The sequence below is a fragment of the Rhodohalobacter sp. 614A genome (genome assembly GCF_021462415.1).
In the GTDB taxonomy this organism is placed as follows: domain Bacteria; phylum Bacteroidota; class Rhodothermia; order Balneolales; family Balneolaceae; genus Rhodohalobacter.
Genome location: NZ_JAKEDS010000001.1, coordinates 950,389 through 969,653 on the forward strand (window position 1 = coordinate 950,389; position 19,265 = coordinate 969,653).

18 protein-coding genes and 1 tRNA gene are annotated in these 19,265 nt (G+C 42.0%); 6 read left to right on the forward strand and 13 right to left on the reverse strand.

Annotation, left to right across the window (positions count from 1 at the left end; translation table 11 throughout):
* Positions 1–4: 4 nt before the first annotated feature.
* Positions 5–292 carry a hypothetical protein gene (locus L0B18_RS03685; RefSeq protein WP_234567967.1) on the reverse strand — a complete coding sequence of 96 codons (288 nt, stop codon included), beginning with the start codon at positions 290–292 and terminating at the stop codon, positions 5–7.
* A 6-nt stretch (positions 293–298) separates the two neighbouring features.
* Positions 299–1,039: a hypothetical protein gene (locus L0B18_RS03690; protein ID WP_234567968.1), complete on the reverse strand. Its 741-nt coding sequence runs from the start codon at positions 1,037–1,039 to the stop codon at positions 299–301.
* 57 nt (positions 1,040–1,096) lie between these two features.
* Here L0B18_RS03690 and L0B18_RS03695 point away from each other — a divergent pair, with 57 nt between their 5' ends.
* Together L0B18_RS03695 and L0B18_RS03700 are read left to right on the forward strand one after the other, a co-directional pair.
* Complete coding sequence (locus tag L0B18_RS03695) at positions 1,097–1,639, forward strand: glutathione peroxidase (protein ID WP_255695549.1); 543 nt, start codon at positions 1,097–1,099, stop codon at positions 1,637–1,639.
* Between the two features lie 156 nt (positions 1,640–1,795).
* Positions 1,796–1,869 (forward strand) — tRNA-Asp (locus L0B18_RS03700).
* 574 nt (positions 1,870–2,443) lie between these two features.
* On the opposite strand, the gene L0B18_RS03705 is transcribed toward L0B18_RS03700, so the two are convergent.
* The 7 genes from L0B18_RS03705 to L0B18_RS03735 form a co-directional block, all read right to left on the reverse strand.
* Positions 2,444–2,773 carry a hypothetical protein gene (locus L0B18_RS03705; protein WP_234567970.1) on the reverse strand — a complete coding sequence of 110 codons (330 nt, stop codon included), beginning with the start codon at positions 2,771–2,773 and terminating at the stop codon, positions 2,444–2,446.
* 11 nt (positions 2,774–2,784) lie between these two features.
* A complete protein-coding gene (locus L0B18_RS03710) occupies positions 2,785–3,102 on the reverse strand; it encodes a hypothetical protein (protein WP_234567972.1) in 318 nt (105 codons plus the stop codon).
* A gap of 139 nt (positions 3,103–3,241) precedes the next feature.
* A complete protein-coding gene (locus L0B18_RS03715) occupies positions 3,242–3,409 on the reverse strand; it encodes a hypothetical protein (RefSeq protein ID WP_234567974.1) in 168 nt (55 codons plus the stop codon).
* 31 nt (positions 3,410–3,440) lie between these two features.
* Positions 3,441–4,196 (reverse strand): hypothetical protein, encoded by a 756-nt coding sequence (locus L0B18_RS03720; RefSeq protein WP_234567976.1) that lies wholly within the window; start codon positions 4,194–4,196, stop codon positions 3,441–3,443.
* Positions 4,197–4,208: 12 nt separating this feature from the next.
* Positions 4,209–4,415: a helix-turn-helix transcriptional regulator gene (locus L0B18_RS03725; RefSeq protein WP_234567978.1), complete on the reverse strand. Its 207-nt coding sequence runs from the start codon at positions 4,413–4,415 to the stop codon at positions 4,209–4,211.
* 108 nt (positions 4,416–4,523) lie between these two features.
* Entirely contained in the window at positions 4,524–5,300 is a 777-nt protein-coding gene (locus L0B18_RS03730; protein ID WP_234567980.1) for a hypothetical protein, read from the reverse strand.
* A 1-nt stretch (position 5,301) separates the two neighbouring features.
* Positions 5,302–6,528 carry a tyrosine-type recombinase/integrase gene (locus L0B18_RS03735; RefSeq protein ID WP_234567982.1) on the reverse strand — a complete coding sequence of 409 codons (1,227 nt, stop codon included), beginning with the start codon at positions 6,526–6,528 and terminating at the stop codon, positions 5,302–5,304.
* 290 nt (positions 6,529–6,818) lie between these two features.
* Between L0B18_RS03735 and L0B18_RS03740 the strand changes: the two genes are divergently transcribed.
* On the forward strand, positions 6,819–7,091 hold the full coding sequence (locus L0B18_RS03740) for a GIY-YIG nuclease family protein (RefSeq protein WP_234567984.1): 273 nt from the start codon (positions 6,819–6,821) through the stop codon (positions 7,089–7,091).
* 113 nt (positions 7,092–7,204) lie between these two features.
* On the opposite strand, the gene L0B18_RS03745 is transcribed toward L0B18_RS03740, so the two are convergent.
* Both L0B18_RS03745 and L0B18_RS03750 read right to left on the reverse strand, forming a co-directional pair.
* The gene (locus L0B18_RS03745; protein WP_234567985.1) at positions 7,205–7,870 is read right to left on the reverse strand and encodes a C40 family peptidase; all 666 of its coding nucleotides are present in this window, start codon (positions 7,868–7,870) and stop codon (positions 7,205–7,207) included.
* A gap of 98 nt (positions 7,871–7,968) precedes the next feature.
* Positions 7,969–10,398: an Ig-like domain-containing protein gene (locus L0B18_RS03750; RefSeq protein WP_234567987.1), complete on the reverse strand. Its 2,430-nt coding sequence runs from the start codon at positions 10,396–10,398 to the stop codon at positions 7,969–7,971.
* A gap of 293 nt (positions 10,399–10,691) precedes the next feature.
* Here L0B18_RS03750 and mnmG point away from each other — a divergent pair, with 293 nt between their 5' ends.
* The 3 genes from mnmG (at position 10,692) to L0B18_RS03765 (ending at position 14,360) form a co-directional block, all read left to right on the forward strand.
* The gene (gene mnmG, locus L0B18_RS03755) at positions 10,692–12,581 is read left to right on the forward strand and encodes a tRNA uridine-5-carboxymethylaminomethyl(34) synthesis enzyme MnmG (RefSeq protein ID WP_234567989.1); all 1,890 of its coding nucleotides are present in this window, start codon (positions 10,692–10,694) and stop codon (positions 12,579–12,581) included.
* A 7-nt stretch (positions 12,582–12,588) separates the two neighbouring features.
* On the forward strand, positions 12,589–13,227 hold the full coding sequence (locus tag L0B18_RS03760; protein ID WP_234567990.1) for a 16S rRNA (guanine(527)-N(7))-methyltransferase RsmG: 639 nt from the start codon (positions 12,589–12,591) through the stop codon (positions 13,225–13,227).
* 179 nt (positions 13,228–13,406) lie between these two features.
* Positions 13,407–14,360, forward strand: a complete 954-nt coding sequence (locus L0B18_RS03765) for a helix-turn-helix transcriptional regulator (RefSeq protein ID WP_234567992.1) — start codon at positions 13,407–13,409, stop codon at positions 14,358–14,360.
* A gap of 55 nt (positions 14,361–14,415) precedes the next feature.
* Here L0B18_RS03765 and gyrA read toward each other — a convergent pair whose 3' ends face one another.
* Together gyrA and gyrB are read right to left on the reverse strand one after the other, a co-directional pair.
* Positions 14,416–16,887, reverse strand: coding sequence for a DNA gyrase subunit A (gyrA, locus tag L0B18_RS03770; protein ID WP_234567995.1), 2,472 nt, complete (start codon positions 16,885–16,887; stop codon positions 14,416–14,418).
* Between the two features lie 100 nt (positions 16,888–16,987).
* The gene (gene gyrB, locus L0B18_RS03775) at positions 16,988–18,925 is read right to left on the reverse strand and encodes a DNA topoisomerase (ATP-hydrolyzing) subunit B (RefSeq protein WP_234567996.1); all 1,938 of its coding nucleotides are present in this window, start codon (positions 18,923–18,925) and stop codon (positions 16,988–16,990) included.
* Positions 18,926–19,265: the final 340 nt, after the last annotated feature.

Here is a 19,265-nt window from a genome sequence, read left to right on the forward strand (position 1 = left end):
TTTTTTAAGATTCATCTTCTGCCTGGTCAAACCGCTCTAACCGTTCCCAAATTATTTCGAGCTCTTTTCGGACGGCTGGTTTTATGAAGAGTGTATCGGGGCCAATGTGGTCAATCACCCGTGCTAAAATTACAGCTTGAGATTCGGCAGGACGGTTTTTGTTGATCACCACGAGTTTTTCGCCCTCTATGATGCATTGGTCTCCCCTGAATGTTCCGCGTTCTTTTCTGATGGTGAAACCACCCCGCTCGCATAAACTTTCAAGTTCCAGTAATAACTTCTCAATCTTCATTCCTAACTAAAATGCGTATCCGATTGTAATGGAGTGCGAAGTATAATCATAATCATTCAAATCTCCCTCAATTCGATAGCGGTTATAATCAAAATAGTAACCGAGTGTTAGAGCATTTGACCCAAATAAATTGTTGATATGGAGTAATGCCTTTCCATCAAATTTAAAAAGATTTCCACCAAAAAGTGACCCTTGCGAGAAGCTGAATCCATAATTCGGAGTTGATCTTATATCTAAAGTCACAGCATCTCCAAGATTAAATATGGTTGAAAGGCCTGTACCAATAGACAGCGAGCTTTGCAAAAACTCGGCATTCGATTGATTTTTGCGAATCTGCTTCAAATCAGATGTTATTTGAAGTGGAAGCATCAGTAAAAAATTTTGAGCCCGTGCAATCGGGAAACCATTATATAAACGTCCGTTAAGATTTAAAAACGATGCATCGTCCATGCCTGTGAGCGTTCCCCCAATGGCAAAACTCAAATCGAGGCCCGGGCTGTCGAGCCGAAGGCGGATGATACTGTCGTTGAAATCGACGCGCTCCCGATCTGATATCCCTTCACCCTGATAAGAAAAATCGGCAAGTTCCCAGCTTGCGCCTATCATCGTGTAAAAGTAGATCCCTTCCCGGCGCCCGGGTTCGTCATCACTAATGGAAAACATTTGGGCTTGAGATGAAATCGGTAAAAGAATGAAAATTGTGCCGGTGAGAATAGCTGTAAATAAAAATTTTAAATAATATTTCATCTTCGGAATGATATGGTGCAGAAAATCAGTTAACCCTAAAAATAGTTGGATCACCTTATGAAAACAATAATACTGTTACTTACTTCAATTTCTTTCCTGATGATAACGAACGAACGCGCAGATAGTGTCTATCAATATGAACTTAATTCATTAGACGGTGAAAACATTTCATTGTCTGATTTTGAAGGCGATTTACTTTTGATTGTAAACACAGCATCCGAGTGTGGGTTTACACCGCAATACGAAGGGTTGCAAGAGCTTTATCAAACATATTCCGGCCAGGGGTTCAAGGTTCTTGGATTTCCTGCAAATAATTTTGGCGGACAAGAACCGGGAACGGATAAGGAAATCGCTCAGTTTTGTCAGGCGAATTATGGAGTTTCATTCCCGATGTTTTCAAAGGTTTCTGTAAAAGGTGATGATCAACATCCGCTTTTTAGCTATCTGACAGACGCAGAAAACCCGGATTTTACAGGAGATATCTCATGGAATTTTGAAAAATTTCTCATTGATCGGAACGGAAATGTCGTGAGAAGATTTAAAAGTAATGTTGAACCCATGAGCGAAGAACTGATTGCTGCCGTAGAAGGGAATTTATAGATCGTTTTTCCTTACATACATCCCATCCCGATAAAGGGCTCCGGCTGATCCTGGAGCCCTTATTTATTGAAATAATTAGAAAGGAAATTCTATTGACTTCATGCACAGAACGTCTTTATATTTAAGTCTCTCAAAAAATTGAGAAATTGACATATTGGTCCGGTAGTTCAGTTGGTTAGAACGCCTGCCTGTCACGCAGGAGGTCGAGGGTTCGAGTCCCTTCCGGATCGCTTTCCTATAAGCCCTTAACTCCCATCGAGTTAGGGGCTTTTTTGTTTCCTTAAAAACCTTCTTTTGTGTAACCTTCATTTTTTCGGGGACAACATAGGGACAACAAAAAATGATCTGCCTCCCTTATTTTTGAAGATATTCACACTCACATTTTGAGAGCAAACTCCCCCCTTACTACAGGTTGACAGATAAAAACATTACTTAAGCGAACGGTTTCCAGTATAGGTGTATAAAAGGTGTCGAAGTAGGGGGGGAGCTATACACAAAGGAGGGGCTTCCTCTTGGTGCTGGTATTTAGAGGCCGGTGCGGTTGCGGCCTTGCCCCCTGGAATGAGTGAACGTGTACGCCGTAAGCAAGGCCAACAGGTCAACGCTCCCCCTCTGGCATTGCGAAGGCGAACTTTACATAATTTCTGTATATACGACAGCCGGACAAGGGGAAACAGTTAAGTGAGGAGAGCTGTTGTATAACATCAATTATGTAAAAGTGAGTGAATGAAAGGGGGCTGGAAGGCCTCTGACTGTCGATTATAGACAATGGAAAGCGCCGGTTTTACCGGCGCGTTACCTCCATCAAATCTTAAGAACCTCAACTAAGCTGTGAAGGTCATCAAGTAGGTTCTGTTGTTTCTGCAAGGTTATAGGCTTCCTGGTAGCTCTTCTCTTTGCACGCTCCAGAAAATCCATAACTCCAAGAAATAAGGCTGTCTGGAATCGGTCACTGGATACAAGTTTTTTATGAACGGTGGATAGTCTATCCAGATAGACCTCATCCTTTTCGGGATGCTCTTCTAATACTGAATGTATATTTTTCAATGTACGCTGGAGGTATTCGATTAATTCCAGATCCGTATTGAATTGAGACTTTTTGCTCTTCATAGGTACTGTTTTTGTTTCTGGCATGGTAGATGGATTTAAGGTTTATCTGTATTAGTAAAAAATAGCCGGTGGACTTGATCGACTAAATTCTTTGCCTGTTGATAATCGGAACTGTGACACTTCCTCTGCATTTCTTCAAAGCGGTTGTCCAGCTCTTCCAGCATGGCTTTTAAATTGCGAAAGGCATGGTAGATACCGGCGCCGGAATAGTTGGCTTCGTTCTGTTGATTTGCTATATCGAGGCCATGTATCAAGTCATCAAGTACAATGATCTGGCTGTCGATACTGTCTCTTAGATCAATGTTGCTGACATGCGAATATTCACCAATGGTTGTTCTGTTCTCATTACTCATGGTTTATTGTTATTTTGTGTTTGGGTTAAACTTTGAGGGGGTTACTGATTGATCTCGGGATACCCCCTCCCCCCTTGGGGGTATATTCCTTTCAGAGAGAAAAAGACTCTTAAGGCATCGGTTTCACGGGTGTAACTTCTTAGAGATTTTGACCGCCCCCCTTTAGTGCTACTGCAAAGACGGTGGCGCCGGTAGCAAAGGTTCCCTTCACGGTGTCATGTATCGTTACCTGGTCTGCCTCTCCATCTGATAGCTCCTGTCTAATAGCTTGCTGGCTCGAAGCATAGAAGAGAGTCCGGCCGGTCATGGTGTGGATAACTTTAAAGCGTTTGCCCTGGTTACTCATGGTTCACCTCCACATAATTCTCATAAAAGATTTCAGGCGGTTCTCCATGCTTTCCATCCAGCTCACTTGCGTACTCTTCAATATCAGATACAAGGGTATCGTAGCTAATACCTTTCTCCAATATCTTTTGAAATATTCCCTCCTCTATATGATCGGGGTACTCGTGCTCATACCGGATTAAGCGCCGGTAATCATTAAAGAGTTTTTCAGCTTTATCGAAGTTGGAAGAGGGAGGCTTCTCCTGCTCTGTCTCCTGTTCTTCTTCCTCTTCCTGCTCTTTTTCCTTATGCCTTTGGGAGTCCCCTTTTAGAGGTCTCTTAGGGGTCTGTTCTGATTCCTTCCATTCAACAGCCTTTGTCATTACACGTGAATGATTCTGACAGAACCAATCGAATAGGTCATGTTCAATCATCAATTGAGTGTATGATCTGTGAGCATTGTTATTGAATGGGTCAAGAGGCTTTCGGGGGCAATATTGATCCGGTACGAAGCTGTAAAGGAGTATTCGATCTACCTTCTGGAGTACCCTTTTTTCATCTTCATTTATGTTCTGCAGGAAGCTCTTAAGATCAATCGAATCAATACCGATCTGATAACATGCAAAGTCAAGATCAATGATCCAGACTCCAATATTATCACAGTTATCATTGATATACTCCCAAAAGAGTTTATGGCTCGGATGAAGAATCCTATACCAACGCTCCTGCCATCGGTTGGCATTATGAAACCGTTTATGTGACTGTTGCATCGGTACTCTCCCTTACTGGCTTTCAGAAGTTCCGGCGCGTTCATCCAGCATCTTTTCTACGTCTTTCAAACGATAGCCGACAGTCCTGGAAGAGAGTCGAATTTTAGGAGGGAGGTCGCCTCTCTTCTCCATTCTCCAAAGGGTCTGTTTAGATACGGAGAGTTTCTTGGCCAAATCTAACGGCCGGATGATTTCGATACTGTCTGTTGAATTACTCATGGTTTCTACTGTTTGTTTGCGGTTCACATTGAATACAGTAGAAACCTAAAGAGGAGGGAGAACTAAGAACAGGTAAGCAATTTCGTTTTATAGGTAATTACTTACCTATTAATCTGGTCTATTGTTGTATGCATTTCTATAAAATTTTTCTTCATCATTGATTGGTACTCCCTTGTCAATGATCTCCTGAACAGAGTAACGCATTTCCTTTATCCAGCCTCTTAGCTTACTATAAGATTCAGGCCTTCCAAGTCCTGCATTTCTATATTCCCAAAATTTTTCATAGAACAGCTCCCTGTATATTGGCTTTCTCTTTTCAGTATCCGGCGCCGGTGCGTACTCCTCTTTTAGCTTTTCTAATTCACTTAAATAGCCAACTAATTTGCGATAAGTAAAATCTACATTCGTTTGAATCTTTGATTTATTCTTAGATTTGTCATAAACATAGTAAGTAAGATTGATAACCGTGTACCCTCCCTTTTTATAGTTTTGATAGTACTCTTGAAACTTGTAATATTTTTTTGAGTCGATTCCTAAAACCGACATTTTCTCCATATCAAAACGGTCTTTAGTTACCTTATCAATTTCATTGATTCGGTTTTGAATATCTGAAAACTCTCTTTGATAAAAGACATTTTTCTTGTCCTCTTTCACTTTCCCTATTTTCTCAAAAAAGAATCTTATATGACCGTGAACAGCTACCTCTATAGCTTTATCTAAAATATCGTATTGAGCATCTACTATTTTTTGATACTCTTCATCCGGCAATTGTCCCTCCATATTCAACACGAAAGGTTCCTGGCCTGTTGCTGGAGTTGTCCAGTGGTCTAATCCATCCAGCTTGCCATCTAACCAATCCTGAAAGGTATATGTATCCTCTCCCATTTTAAGCCCCAATCTGAATGATCTTACCCTGTTCCTCTTCCTCTTCATCCAATATCATCTGCAACTTAGAAGCCCAACGGTTTAACGCGGTTCGCTTCTCTTCCAGATAGTCGTACCGATCATAGATAGCCGTTACCTGGTTGTCTCCAGCAATGCCTTTATGATTGAGGAGTTTCCCTAATGTGGTACGATCTACCTTCAATCCGGCAAGGTAGGTGGCAACAGTCCGGCGTAAGTCGTGAGGCCGGAAGTCCTTCACTTCTGCAATTTCCCGGACATCGTCAACGGGTCGTTTTATTCCTTCCAGTGGTGCGTTGTCATTAACAGGAGAGGCAAAAACATACTCTTTGGCGCCGGTTATAGGCTTCAGATTTTTAAGCACGTCAACGGCTAAATTTGATAACGGTACTTGATGTTCACGCTTTCCCTTTGCCAACTCTTTGGGAATAGTCCAGACTCCATTTTTAATGTTCTCCCATTTCATGTGGCGCGTTTCCTTAGATCGTTGACCGGTTAACAGAAGCAGCTTTAAAACCGATTTAGCTGGCTCTTGTACCTCTTCAAAAGCTCCCCAAAGGCGCCGGATCTCTTCCTCTTCATAGTACCTCTCCCTTTTGTTTTCTCCCCCTTCGTATTTTGTTGTATGGCTTACAGGATTGCTCTCTGTAACTGCTTTCTCCATTCCAATGGTGTAGATTCGAGACAGCAAAGAGCGAACGCGGTTTGCCATCGTCTTACTCCCTCTTTTATATGCAATGTTATCCAGAAATTTTATGATAAGGTGTCGATCAATCTCTTTGATTTCCTTATTACCAAAGACCGGTTTAATCTCATTGTCTATGATGCGTTCATACTCATCGGCTGTTTTCTCTCGAAGGGTTGGTAAATGGTACTGTTTGAATGCCTCCAGTAGTTCGGAAAACATTTTGCCTGGCTTCATACGCTCTTTTTTCTCCTGGAGGGGGTCAATCCCTTTATGGAGTTGGTTTGATATGCCTCTGGCTTCATCTCTGGCAATAGAGAGGCTCATATTCGGATAGGTGCCAATGGTGAAGCGTTTCACCTTATCGTTATACCGGTATCGGTACACAAAGGATTTATGACCGGTGGGAGTAACTCGAAGGGCAAGGCCGTTAACAACAGTGTCGTAAACTTCAATTCTCTTTTTTTCCGGCGCCGGATGGTGACGGACAAAGGAGTCTGTTAGCGAAAGTTTGCTATTAGACATGGCTGGGTTGTTGGGTTAAACTTTTGATCTCGGGGACAACAGGGGGACAACAAAAATTGGAATGCCTCTGTCGTTTGCGTTACCTCAAGTTACTTCAAAACCCTATGATATACAACACTTTACGGAACTTTTTCGGGGGTGCTGAAACCTTTAGCTATTTTTATAAAAACTGACTGTCACGCAGGAGGTCGAGGGTTCGAGTCCCTTCCGGATCGCTCAAAAAAAAGCAAAGCTGCTCATATAAAAATGGGCAGCTTTTTTTGTTTGAAAGGTATATCAAGATTAAAAGGATGCACTATTTATACATTATATATAGTGAGAAAAGGGGTAGCTACTATTCAGGTCAGACAAAGGATGTTAAAAATAGATTATCCAAACATAACAGAGGTCACTCCCTCGCTACAAAAAATGGCATACCTTGGGTTCTTAGAAAAGTTGTAGAATTTGAAACCAAATCTGAAGCAATTAAAGCTGAAAATTGGCTTAAAAGAATGAAAAGTAAAAAAGTTATTGAACGAGTTATTCGAGGTAAAATTGATATGCGAGAGGTCATTGCCGATTAGAAAGCCTGTCCCGACCCCTCGGGAAGGTCGAGGGGTCGAGTCCCTTCCGGATCGCTCAAAAAAAAAGGCAAAGCTGCTCATATAAAAATGGGCAGCTTTTTTTGTTTTGAGTTCTATGCATTCAGCAATTCAAGCATATGCTCTCGGGTTGGCGCATCAAAGATTCCTGAAATTTCCAGTTCAAAGTTGGTTGCCTGGAATTGTTTGAGGGCTCCTTCGGTTTTGGGGCCAAAAATACCATCGGATGTTCCTGCGTTAAATTGAAGCAATTTAAGTGCGTTTTGAAGATTTACGACATCCGTTCCGGTATCGCCTTTCTTTAAATCCTTATCTTTTAACTCAAACTTATTATCTGGCTGGAGCCGCCTAAAGGAGAGGACTCTTTCAGCAGGGTAGGCAGAGATGGAGACTGAATTATTTTGATTTCCGCCTAAGGTATAGACTCTCGATTTATCGCTGGAATATCCAAAGAAAATACCAACATGGCCTTGATGAGAGTTCGGATCGCCGCGCCAGTATACAACGATATCACCCGGCTCGGGATTTTCTACCGGTAAACCTACCGTCAGCCACGAACGCGCAGCTGCTGAGCCTGACCGTTTAACGCCGCATTTCATCGCTACCCAATTCATGAATACGCTACACCAAGGGGTTTCGTCATCGTCAATCCATGAAATTCCGATTTCATTTGAATACTGAAGTATTCTTTTATTATGCTGGCTTCCGCTTATTTCAGATATACCTAACTCTTTGGTGGCTACTTGTATGATTTTATCCATTTCTCTCGGGGCTTTTTGGTGTTAAAGGATTTTAATACTTCTCTCCTGTTGATAATAACTTAGAAATCAGGATGATCTACAACTACTTTTTAAAATATTTACTTGGCCAGCAGCATCTTTTCAACCCGAACCCCCTGGTTTGTGACCATCCTGTAAAAATACACGCCTGAAGCTAAACCGGATGCATTAAAAGGAATTTCGTAGTATCCGATATTGAACTCTTCATCGAGAATCGTTTGAACAAGTGAGCCCATCGAATTATAGATATCCAGCCTCACACGGGATCGTTGTGGAATTACAATAGGGATTGTGGTTTGATGGTTGTACGGATTCGGATAATTATTGCCGAGCGTTAACTCGCCATCAGAAAAGAGAAACTCAATTTCGATGTCTTCTGAGAGGTTCAGGCCAGCGGCAAAAACGTTGTACTGAACAACTTCTTCTGTGTTGCCGGTAATTGAAAACGTTGCCTGGCCTTCGCTGTCGGTTGTTGCTTCATCGGGTGAAATTTGGGATGAACCATTATCCTGTTCAATTTGAACCTCAATTCCTTCAAAGGGTTCTCCATTGCTGTTTTCAACCCGTACGATTATTAAACTTTCCTGGATGCCCGTGGCTAAAACTCTGTCTCTGGAAACCTCTACGCCAGAATTTTGTAAGCTAATATCAATTGTGGATGCTGTTTCAATATTTGAATGATTGCTCTGAGTGGTTTCCACGCCGGACCGAACACGATAGTAGTAGTCCGTACCGGGTGTAAGATTGGTTATTGTAAAAGATGTTACATCGCCAACATCTTTGTTTTCAAATCCGGAGAGAATGGATGTGAAATCCGGGTTGAGTGAAACATCCAAAAAATAACGCTCGGCAGCTGAAACATTTGTCCAACGGGCAGTGAATGACACGGCATCTACTTGTATCGGCTCCAAGGCACTTGGGCTTGTGAGAGCGGGAGTGCTGAATGATCGCTGATTTCCAAACGAAGTTCCAACTGAGTTTGTAGCATAGGCCCTGACATAATAGTCTCTGTTTTGTTCAAGATTTGTTATTTGGATTTGAAACGGGCCAAGGCCATCTCCGGCAACTGCGCATTCGTCAGCGAATGAGGGATTTGGTTCCGTATCCCAGCAGAATCCATTTTCGAAGATTGAGCTGCCGCCATCATCCGTTGAATGACCATTCAGTTGTGCAAGGGAATAAGAGATATTGGTAACCGGATTTGTTGTAACGGAGGGCAGATCAAATTCCGTTGCGGTTGTTCTGTACTGTTCAACCACGTGCTGTATTTCTCTCATGCTTCGGGCATTGTCGGCAGGAGAAAATTCCCCCGAGTATGAACCAGTAGGAACGCCTTCGTAATTGATGTCCGGATTTGAAAATACAAGAACTTGGCTGGATCCATCGAGATATGTCATAACAGATGCGTATGAAATTCCATCATTTCCCGTCCATCTCCAGCCTGTTGAGTAGGGAAAGATTCCCCGCCGGTTCGTATTGTTAGCGGCATTTTGATTTTGGTTTCGACTATGAGCATTGCCGAAGTTATGCCCCATTTCATGGCCGTGTGTTCTTCCGTTCGCCTGTTGTACGCGTGTAATTGAAAATGCATATTGTGGTAAGCCACTCTGGGCGGTAATCACCCATGCAATGCCGCCTGTATCTTCCGTTTCAGAGAATAGAGCAACAAGATCGGCTCCATACTGATCTCTTAGCTGATGAATCTCATCCATATGACCTGCGGTTTCTTCTCCCCAGGGATTAAATAAAGCGGAGGCGGTTAATCGCCGCAAATCCAATTCAGAATCTCCTGTCTCGGTGTATTGTGTGCGATGAGTATGGACCAGGCGAAATTCGAGATCCAGGTTTGAATTATCAGCAGAAACCTGCGCGACAGCCATAGCCTGATTGATAATGTTTTGAATGCCACTTGAATTTGTTGCCGCCCAATTTTCTGCGTTTGGAGTGTAAACAATCATGACGTCAATAATTGATGTTTCATGATCATGAGAAACCTGTGGCTGAGAGTTGTTTTTGTTTGAGTGGGGATTTTCATTTGTTACAACGAGTTGATCATCATGATTGCAAGCAAGCTCATCAGATTGATGCGGATCTTTTTCAACAAGTATATGTTGACTTTGGAATGAGTCGTACCTGATCTCTAAATAAGTATGATCATTCAGAATATTAACCGTAGATAAAGCCTGGCCGGTTGAGGGGGAGTAAGAAAAGATGAATGAGTTAAGTTGGTTATTGTTTGTGTGGCCGACAGCAGACCATCCTCCGTTTGGTGAGTGAATAATCTTTTGAATTGCAACGTTGTAGAGTTGATCGTCTGGTCCCGGAATGGAAATCTCTTGAACTTCATTTTCTCTTAATGCTGAGAGAACGGATTGATTGAGGTGGATTGACGAGGCGTTTAAATCAGACGGTTGTTTTGCATTCCAGTTTGTAGTTTCAAGACCAGTCTTCTCAAACAAAAGAGGGGAATCATTTTGTGCGTGTATTGAGGCCGGCAGGAATAATGCCAACACAATAACCAATGTTGTGATATTGTTTTTTTTTAATTGAATGATTGACCTCGGGGTTATTGTTAAGAAACTTCCAAAGTATAATTACAATTTCTGAGAAGGATGATAACAGAATTGTACGAAATAAATGGTGAATTCTCTTCAGTATCTATTTATGCTTCGTAAGATTGGTGATTACTTATCGTTTTAGCCACTGTCAGTGAGCATTTATAAATTCGCTGGAAAACGTTATTTTTAAAATCACAGGACAATACGAAATTAATTCGTTATAAATAAAGTAAAAACAAATATTTATGGATAGTTTGTATCCCGCATACGATGTGATTGTAGTGGGCGCAGGCCATGCTGGAAGCGAAGCTGCAGCCGCGGCCGCAAATATGGGAGCAAAAACGCTGCTCATTACAATGAACCTGGATGCAATTGCAAAAATGTCTTGCAATCCCGCAATGGGTGGGGTAGCCAAGGGGCAATTGGTGAGAGAGATTGATGCTCTTGGTGGTTTAAGTGGAATGGTTGCTGACAAGAGCGGTGTTCAGTTTCGAATGTTGAATCGCAGCAAGGGGCCGGCAATGTGGAGCCCGCGGTGCCAAAGTGATCGTGCACTTTATTCAAAAACAATGAGAGAGGAGCTTGAGAGGATTCCGAATCTCTATTTTCGTCAAGACAACGTTGTAGAAATTCTTACTGATGATTCCGGAAAAGTAATTACAGGCGTGGTGACCCAAACGGGGCAGAGCTTCCAGTCTAAGTCCGTTATTTTGACTAGCGGTACTTTTTTGAATGGAATTATTCATATCGGCGAAAGTCAATATGGCGGCGGACGATCCGGAGAAAGAGCGTCTGTTGGTATTTCTGCATCATTAGAAAAACTCGGGTTTGAAATTGGTCGTTTAAAAACGGGAACACCTCCGCGGCTTGATGGCCGTTCTATTGATCTGTCTAAACTGGAAATTCAATACGGCGATGAAAATCCGAGTCCGTTTTCTTTTATGACGGATGAATTGCCAGATGTAAATGATCAGCTAACTTGCTGGATCGGATATACAAATACGGAAGTTCACGAAAAGTTAAAAACCGGATTTGATCGCAGCCCCATGTTTAATGGCCGGATTAAATCTGTAGGTCCGCGTTACTGTCCAAGTATCGAGGATAAGATTAATCGTTTTGCTGATAAAGACAGACACCAACTATTCCTGGAACCGGAAGGGTGGGATACTTATGAGATGTATTTAAATGGGTTTTCAACATCTTTGCCCGAGGATGTACAATATCATGCACTTCGAACTATCCCGGGTTTTGAAAAAGCAGTGATGTTACGCCCCGGGTATGCCATTGAATACGACTATTTTCAACCATACCAGGTAAAGAGAAGTCTTGAAACCAAACTCGTTAACGGTCTCTTTTTTGCAGGCCAGATTAATGGAACAACAGGTTATGAAGAAGCCGCTTGCCAAGGATTAATGGCCGGCATTAACTCTGCTTTATTTGTGCAGGAAAAAGAACCTTTTGTCCTGAAGAGATCAGAGGCATACATTGGTGTTCTAATTGATGACCTTATTAATAAAGGCACGGAAGAACCTTATCGAATGTTTACCTCACGAGCTGAACATCGAATTCTGCTTCGACAGGATAATGCAGATCTTCGCCTGACGGAGCTGGGCCGAAGAATTGGTTTAGTAGGGGATGCACGATATGAAAGATTTAGCAAAAAGAAAGAGGAGATAGATCAATTATATGATCTGATCAGTGATTACACAGTTTATCCGGAGAAGATGGATCCGATGCTTGAGGCAAACGAAACCTCGACTCTTTCCCAACCTGTGAAGGCAAAATCATTGGTGCCCCGACCTGAATTACATCTTCGGGATATTTTAGATGCAGATGAGGAACTTAATTCTAAAGTAGCTGAAATTACAACCAATAATTATGTGATCGAACAGGTTGAGATTCAGATCAAATATGATGGCTATATCAAACGGGAGTTTGAGATGGTAGAGGAGATGAGCAAACAGGAAAATACTCAGATCCCGGACAAGATTAACTACGAAAAAATTAAGAGCCTTTCCTCAGAAGGGAAGAATAAACTTGCTAAAATTCAGCCGGAAACCATTGGTCAGGCATCACGAATTAGTGGTGTTTCTGCAAGTGACGTTGCTGTTTTAATGGTTTATCTGAAAGGATAGGTTTCACGTGAAACATTCTATAAATACGGTTGAAGTTGATTCAGAGGTACTTTTCAAAGCAAGAAAACTCTATTCGGCCCACAATGATCAGCTCGAAAAGTATATTGATTTACTTCTCGAGTGGAATGAAAAAATCAACTTAGTAAGCCGTAATGTTTCACGTGAAACAGTGAGGGAGCACGTTGTTCATTCCCTGCTGCCTATACCGCTTGGATTGGTTCAGTGGAACAACAAATGGATCGATTCGGGTACGGGTGGAGGACTTCCCGGCATTCCATTGGCTATTTGTGAGAAAGAAAAAGAGTGGCATTTGAATGATAATGTCCGTAAAAAAATGCGGGCAGTGGAAGATATTTCTCAGTCAATGGGGCTTGAAAATGTAGAGGTCATCGCCAAAAGTATTTCACTCATTCAGTTGGAGAAAGGTACCGGGATTGTAACGAAACATGCTTTTAAAATTAAAGATTTACTCAAACATTTGGACTCCCAGCCATGGGAAACTATTCTGATGTGGAAAGGTGTGGGGGATGTAGAGGAAGAGGTTCGGCGGTCTCGAGAAAACTTACATGTGACTATCTATGCTTTTGATTTTGGAAAAGACGAGCCATTCTATGAAGGTAAAGGAATTGTCAAAATTGAAAAGTAACAAGTGCATTTACTTCACTATCTGTTCATTCGCTGAAATTCACAAGAAACAATTCTGAAAGACAGTCTTTTTTATAAGATAGTGGTCTGATTTTTAAAATTAGGTCGATGAATTTCTTTCAAAATGAGAGACATTTCTTACCTTAAAAATGGTGCAATAACAAAACAAACTCTATCAAAATGTCCCGACTTAAAAGCTCTGAACGGCGCATGAAATTGATTCTCATTCTACAGGATTCAAAAAAAAGACTGACTGTAGACGAACTGGCGGAAACATTTGGAGTCAGCAGGCGCACTATATTCAGAGATTTCAATGTTTTATCGGAAATAAATGTGCCAGTCACCTGGGATAAATACAGCGGTTACGGAGTAATGGAAGGGTACAAGGTTCCGCCATTGATGTTTACAGCTCAGGAGCTTGCCACAATTATGGTTGGTCTGAATTTTGTTAAATCACAAGTGGATAAACAGCTAGTGGATGATGCGAAAGGAGTGGAGTTGAAGATCAAAAATACAATTCCCGATGAGTTGAAAGAATTTATGAGTTCTCTGGATGACCGAACCGTTGTGGATCCGTTTCTGCATTTTGGCCACGAAAAAAAAGAGGGTGGAAACTGGTATTTGGTTAGCAGCGCTATCTCACAATCAAAATCACTGGGTTTTTCGTACCTAAGCAAAAGTGAAAATGAAATTACGGAACGCACCATCGATCCATATCTTTTGGTTTTTTATCGAGACCATTGGAATGTGATCGGGTTTTCTCATAAAAGAGAGGCTATTCGAAATTTTGTTCTCGACCGGATGGATGCAGTCAAAATTTTGGACAAAAAATTCGCCCGAAAAACCGAAATGGACGTAGAGGGTTTAATTTTTGGATCTAACGAGTCCGGCCAATTAGTGGAGGTGTTAGTCAATGAATCGGCTGATCGTGCGTTTAGGGCCAATCTCCCAACAAAAATTTTTAAGCAAAACCCTGTTTCGGATAAAAAAAATAAGGTTGGCTTTCATTTTGAAAATTTAGACTATATCAACGAGTGGCTTCTTCAATTTGGTAACAAGGTTGAAATTCTTTCTCCAGAGGAGTTGAAACAGAAGAGGAAGAAAATTTTAGCTTCCATGATGAAATCTCTCTGAAATAAAAAAGGCTCTCGAAATGAGAGCCTTTCAAAATCAGATTTATTTATGAAGATCAACTGACAACCGGTGCGTCAGCTTCGTCATCGTCTTCATTCACTACTCTTGTGACGGCGCCGATCTTACCGTCATCATCCAGCCGCATGATTCGAACTCCCTGAGTATTTCTGCCCATTGTTCGAATTCCTTTACACTGCATTCGGATTACTTTGCCTCGTTCGGTAATTACCATTAAATCGTCATTATCCGAAACTTCTTTTAGTGCAATCAGATTTCCGGTTTTGGGAGTCACTTTCAATGTAATTACACCTTTACCGCCGCGGCTTTGCTCACGATAATCATCGACTAACGATCGTTTGCCATATCCATTTTCTGAAATGGCGAGCACCGTGGCTTCGTGAGTATTTTTAATGACAACCATATCAACAAGTTCATTATTCTTGCCTAAAGTCATTCCGCGAACGCCGGATGTATTTCTGCCCATTTCACGTGCTTCCTCTTCATGGAAACGGATGGCACGGCCTTTTTTATTGGCAAGAATGATGTTGCTTTCACCATCTGTAAGCGCAGCTTCTAAAAGACTATCACCTTCACGAATGTTGATGGCAATTATACCATCTCTACGTGGTCGACTATACGCTTCAAGCGAAGTTTTCTTAACCTGACCTTCCTTGGTGGCCATGATTATGGAGTGGCTGTTGATGTAATCTTCATCCTCCAGAGTTTTAACAGGCACAAATGTTTTGATACTGTCATCTTTATCAATATCAATAAGATTGACAATGGCACGGCCTCTCGCTAAACGTGAGCCTTCCGGAATTTCGTAGACTTTCAACCAATAACAATTTCCTTTTTCGGTGAAGAAGAGGATGTAATTATGGTTGGTCGCTACAAAAAGATGCTCTACATATTCGTCATCTTTGGTAGTCGTACCTTTCATTCCTTTTCCGCCTCGGCGTTGTCGTCGGTAACCACTTACAGGCATTCGTTTGATGAACCCTTTGTTTGAGATCGTTACTACAACATCCTCATCGGCGATCATATCCTCGACACTGAAATCTTCAGCAGAGTATACAACCTGGGTTCGTCGTTCATCACCGTATCGGTCTTTCAATTGCAGAAGTTCCTCTTTAATGATTCCGTTTTGTTTCTCACGACTGGAGAGTGTTTCTCTGAAATCAGCAATTTTATCAACGATATCACGGTATTCCTGGTCAACTTTTTCACGTTCCAGGCCTGTAAGTTTTTGGAGCCGCATATCCAGAATAGCTTTAGCCTGGATGTCCGTAAGCGCAAACTTAACCCGAAGTTCTTTATTCGCTTCCTGAGGATTATTAGAAGCCCGAATCGTTTTGATCACTTCATCAAGATTATCGAGAGCAATCTTGAGTCCTTCTAAAATATGAGCTCTTGCCTCGGCCTGATCGAGATCATAAATGGTACGGCGAATAATAACTTCAATCCTGTGCTCAATAAAGTGTTCTATTAACTCTTTGACAGACATGACTTTAGGGCGTCCTTTAACCAAGGCAAGATTGATCACGCCAAATGTTTGCTGCATTTGAGTGTACTTGAAAAGCTGATTCAGGACGATGCCAGCATTGGCATTTCTCTTCAGGACGATAACAATCCGCATTCCTTCTCTATCCGATTCGTCTCGGATCTCACCAATTTCAGTGATTTTTTCAGAGTGAACGAGGTCCGCAATTTTTTCAATCAGGGTCGATTTATTTACCTGGTACGGAATCTCAGTAACAACAATCTGTTCTCTGTTTCCGCGTAATTCTTCTACATTGGCACGGGCCCGCATTGTAATTTTTCCACGCCCGGTATGATAGGCTTCCTTAACGCCTTCATATCCATAAATAATACCACCCGTTGGAAAATCAGGAGCAGTGATGTGTTCCATCAACTGCTTAATTTCAATATCCGGATTTTCAAGAACGGCAACTGTTCCGTCAATCACCTCATTAAAATTATGTGGAGCCATGTTTGTAGCCATTCCCACGGCAATACCTGATGCTCCATTCAATAGAAGCTGTGGAAGCATGGCCGGAAGAACAGTCGGCTCAGTGAGAGTATCATCAAAGTTTTCTTGGAAATCGACCGTATCTTTGTTGATATCGGTCAGAAGCTCCTCCGCAATACGCTGCATTCTCACCTCAGTGTAACGCATAGCCGCAGCTGAGTCACCATCAATCGAGCCGAAGTTACCCTGGCCGTCAACAAGCGGATACCTCAACGAAAAATCCTGTACCATCCGAACAATCGAATCATAGACAGCAGAATCCCCATGCGGGTGATATTTCCCCAAAACCTCACCTACAATACGGGCACTCTTCTTGTAATTTCTATTATGAAGCATTCCAAGATCACTCATTCCGTAAAGAACGCGCCGGTGAACGGGTTTCAAACCGTCCCGCACATCCGGAAGTGCCCTGGATACAATCACCGACATCGAATAATCGATGTAGGACGATTGCATTTCGTCTTCAATAGTTATAGGTATAATCTTTTCACTTGCCATATATAGTAGATGTTAGTCTTGAGTAGTGAGTATTGAAGTTTGTATCGCAAATAAATGAGACAAAAGGGAACTTTTCACCTTTGTCATTTCAGTTTTCACTCTAAATATCAAGTGTAGCGTACCTGGAATTTTTCTCAATGAATTCCCGGCGTGGTTCTACATCGCCGCCCATCAGGGTTGAGAACATTTTGTCAGCCGCGGCCGCATTTTCTACAGTAACCTGCTGGAGTGTTCTGGTTTCCGGGTCCATCGTTGTTTCCCAAAGCTGTTCAGGATTCATTTCACCCAACCCTTTGTACCGTGAAACATCAAATTTCTTTTTCGACTTTTTAAGTTCTTTGATGAGTTTATTACGCGTGTCATCATCCCAGGCATACTGGATTTCCCCACGGCTTTGCGTAATTCGATAAAGAGGAGGAGTGGCAATATAAATATGGCCATGCTCAATGAGCGGATGCATATACCGATAGAAAAAGGTGAGCAGAAGGGTTCGAATATGCGAACCATCCACATCGGCATCCGTCATAATGATAATCTTGTGATAGCGAAGTTTGTCAAGCTCGAACTCTTCTTCATGACCAACGCCGGTTCCAAGAGCGGTAATCATTGCCTGTATCTCTTTGTTTTCAAGGATCTTATTAATTTTAGCTTTTTCCACATTCAGGATTTTTCCACGAAGCGGAAGAATTGCCTGAAAACTACGATTTCGCCCCATTTTGGCAGAACCACCGGCAGAGTCACCCTCAACAAGATAAACTTCACTATGTGCGGGATCTTTGATAGAACAATCAGCCAGCTTTCCTGGAAGTCCGCCACCACTCATCACACTTTTACGCTGGATAAGCTGGCGAGCTTTTCGGGCAGCTTCTCGCGCTTCGGCAGCAACAATTACTTTCTCAAGAATCTTCTTGGCTGTCTTAGGATTTTGTTCGAGATAATCATTCAGCTTTTCGTAAAGAATAATCTCAACAGCACTTTGAACCTCAGAGTTACCCAATTTTGTTTTAGTCTGGCCTTCAAACTGAGGTTCAGAAACCTTCACGCTCAAAACACAAGTCATGCCTTCCCGGAAATCTTCTCCGGAGACATTAATCTTGCTGTTCGATTTAATGATATTATTCTTGTCTGCGTAGTTTTTAAAACACCGCGTTAAAGCCCGCCGAAATCCGGATATGTGTGTTCCACCTTCCCGGGTGTTGATATTATTTACGTACGAATGGACATTCTCGGTATAGCTGTCATTATATTGGATGGCGACTTCAACCGGCACGTTATCCTCTTCGCCCTCAATATAAATAGGCTCATCCATCAGCGACTGACGGGTTTCATCAAGATAGGCTACAAAGTCTTTTACGCCTCCGGCAAAATGAAATGAAACATGGCCTTCATCCTCTTCTTCAGCGCGCTCATCAAGAATATCAATCGTAATTTGCGGATTCAGAAATGCCAGTTCGCGCATTCGGTCGGCAATAATATCAAATTTAAACTCGGTGGTTTGAGTAAAAATCTCGGGGTCGGGTTTAAACTTGATTATAGTGCCCGTATCCTTTGTTTTCCCGGTTTCTTTAAGCGGAACTTTTGTGACACCCCTCTCAAACTCCATCACATAAATATTGCCGTCTCTGTGAATTTCTGCACTGAACTCGGTGGATAAAGCGTTCACACAACTTACACCTACACCGTGCAGTCCACCAGAGACTTTGTAGGAATCTTTATCAAACTTACCGCCGGCATGAAGTTTGGTGAGTACAACCTCAACAGCGGGCAAATTAAGTTTGGGGTGCATATCAACGGGAATGCCACGTCCATTATCAGAAATGGTTATGGAGCCGTTTTCATGGATCAATACTTTAATATAATCGCAGTAGCCGGCAAGGGCTTCATCAATAGAATTGTCTACGACTTCGTTGATGAGATGGTGGAGACCACGTTGTCCGGTGTCTCCAATATACATGGAGGGCCGTTTCCGTACAGCCTCGAGTCCCTCTAATACCTGAATATTCGATGCTCTGTAATCGGATCCTTGTTTTTTCGCCATAAATGGGGGTTGAGTAATGTTGTAGATAGCCTCTGTAACGCTTAAATTTACCGTTTATAAGCGCAAAATCCAAAAAGGAATGATTTTTCTTCAAAAAAACAGGATCGGCTAAACAGGGGTGATTTGCTGTGCTGATGGGAGTGCCTGTTGATCACAGAAAATCTAGATGAAAATAGACAATTCTCACAAAAAATGTAAGATTTTTAAGTGGTTTTTGGCTGACTAAAACGAATTGATTTTAAAAGTCCGGATATTTAAAAAAATGCGCTTCAAGTAACTAATATGAATACCAGTCTATCCATATTCTCTTAATGTTCAGATATATAGAAATGTAATCTTT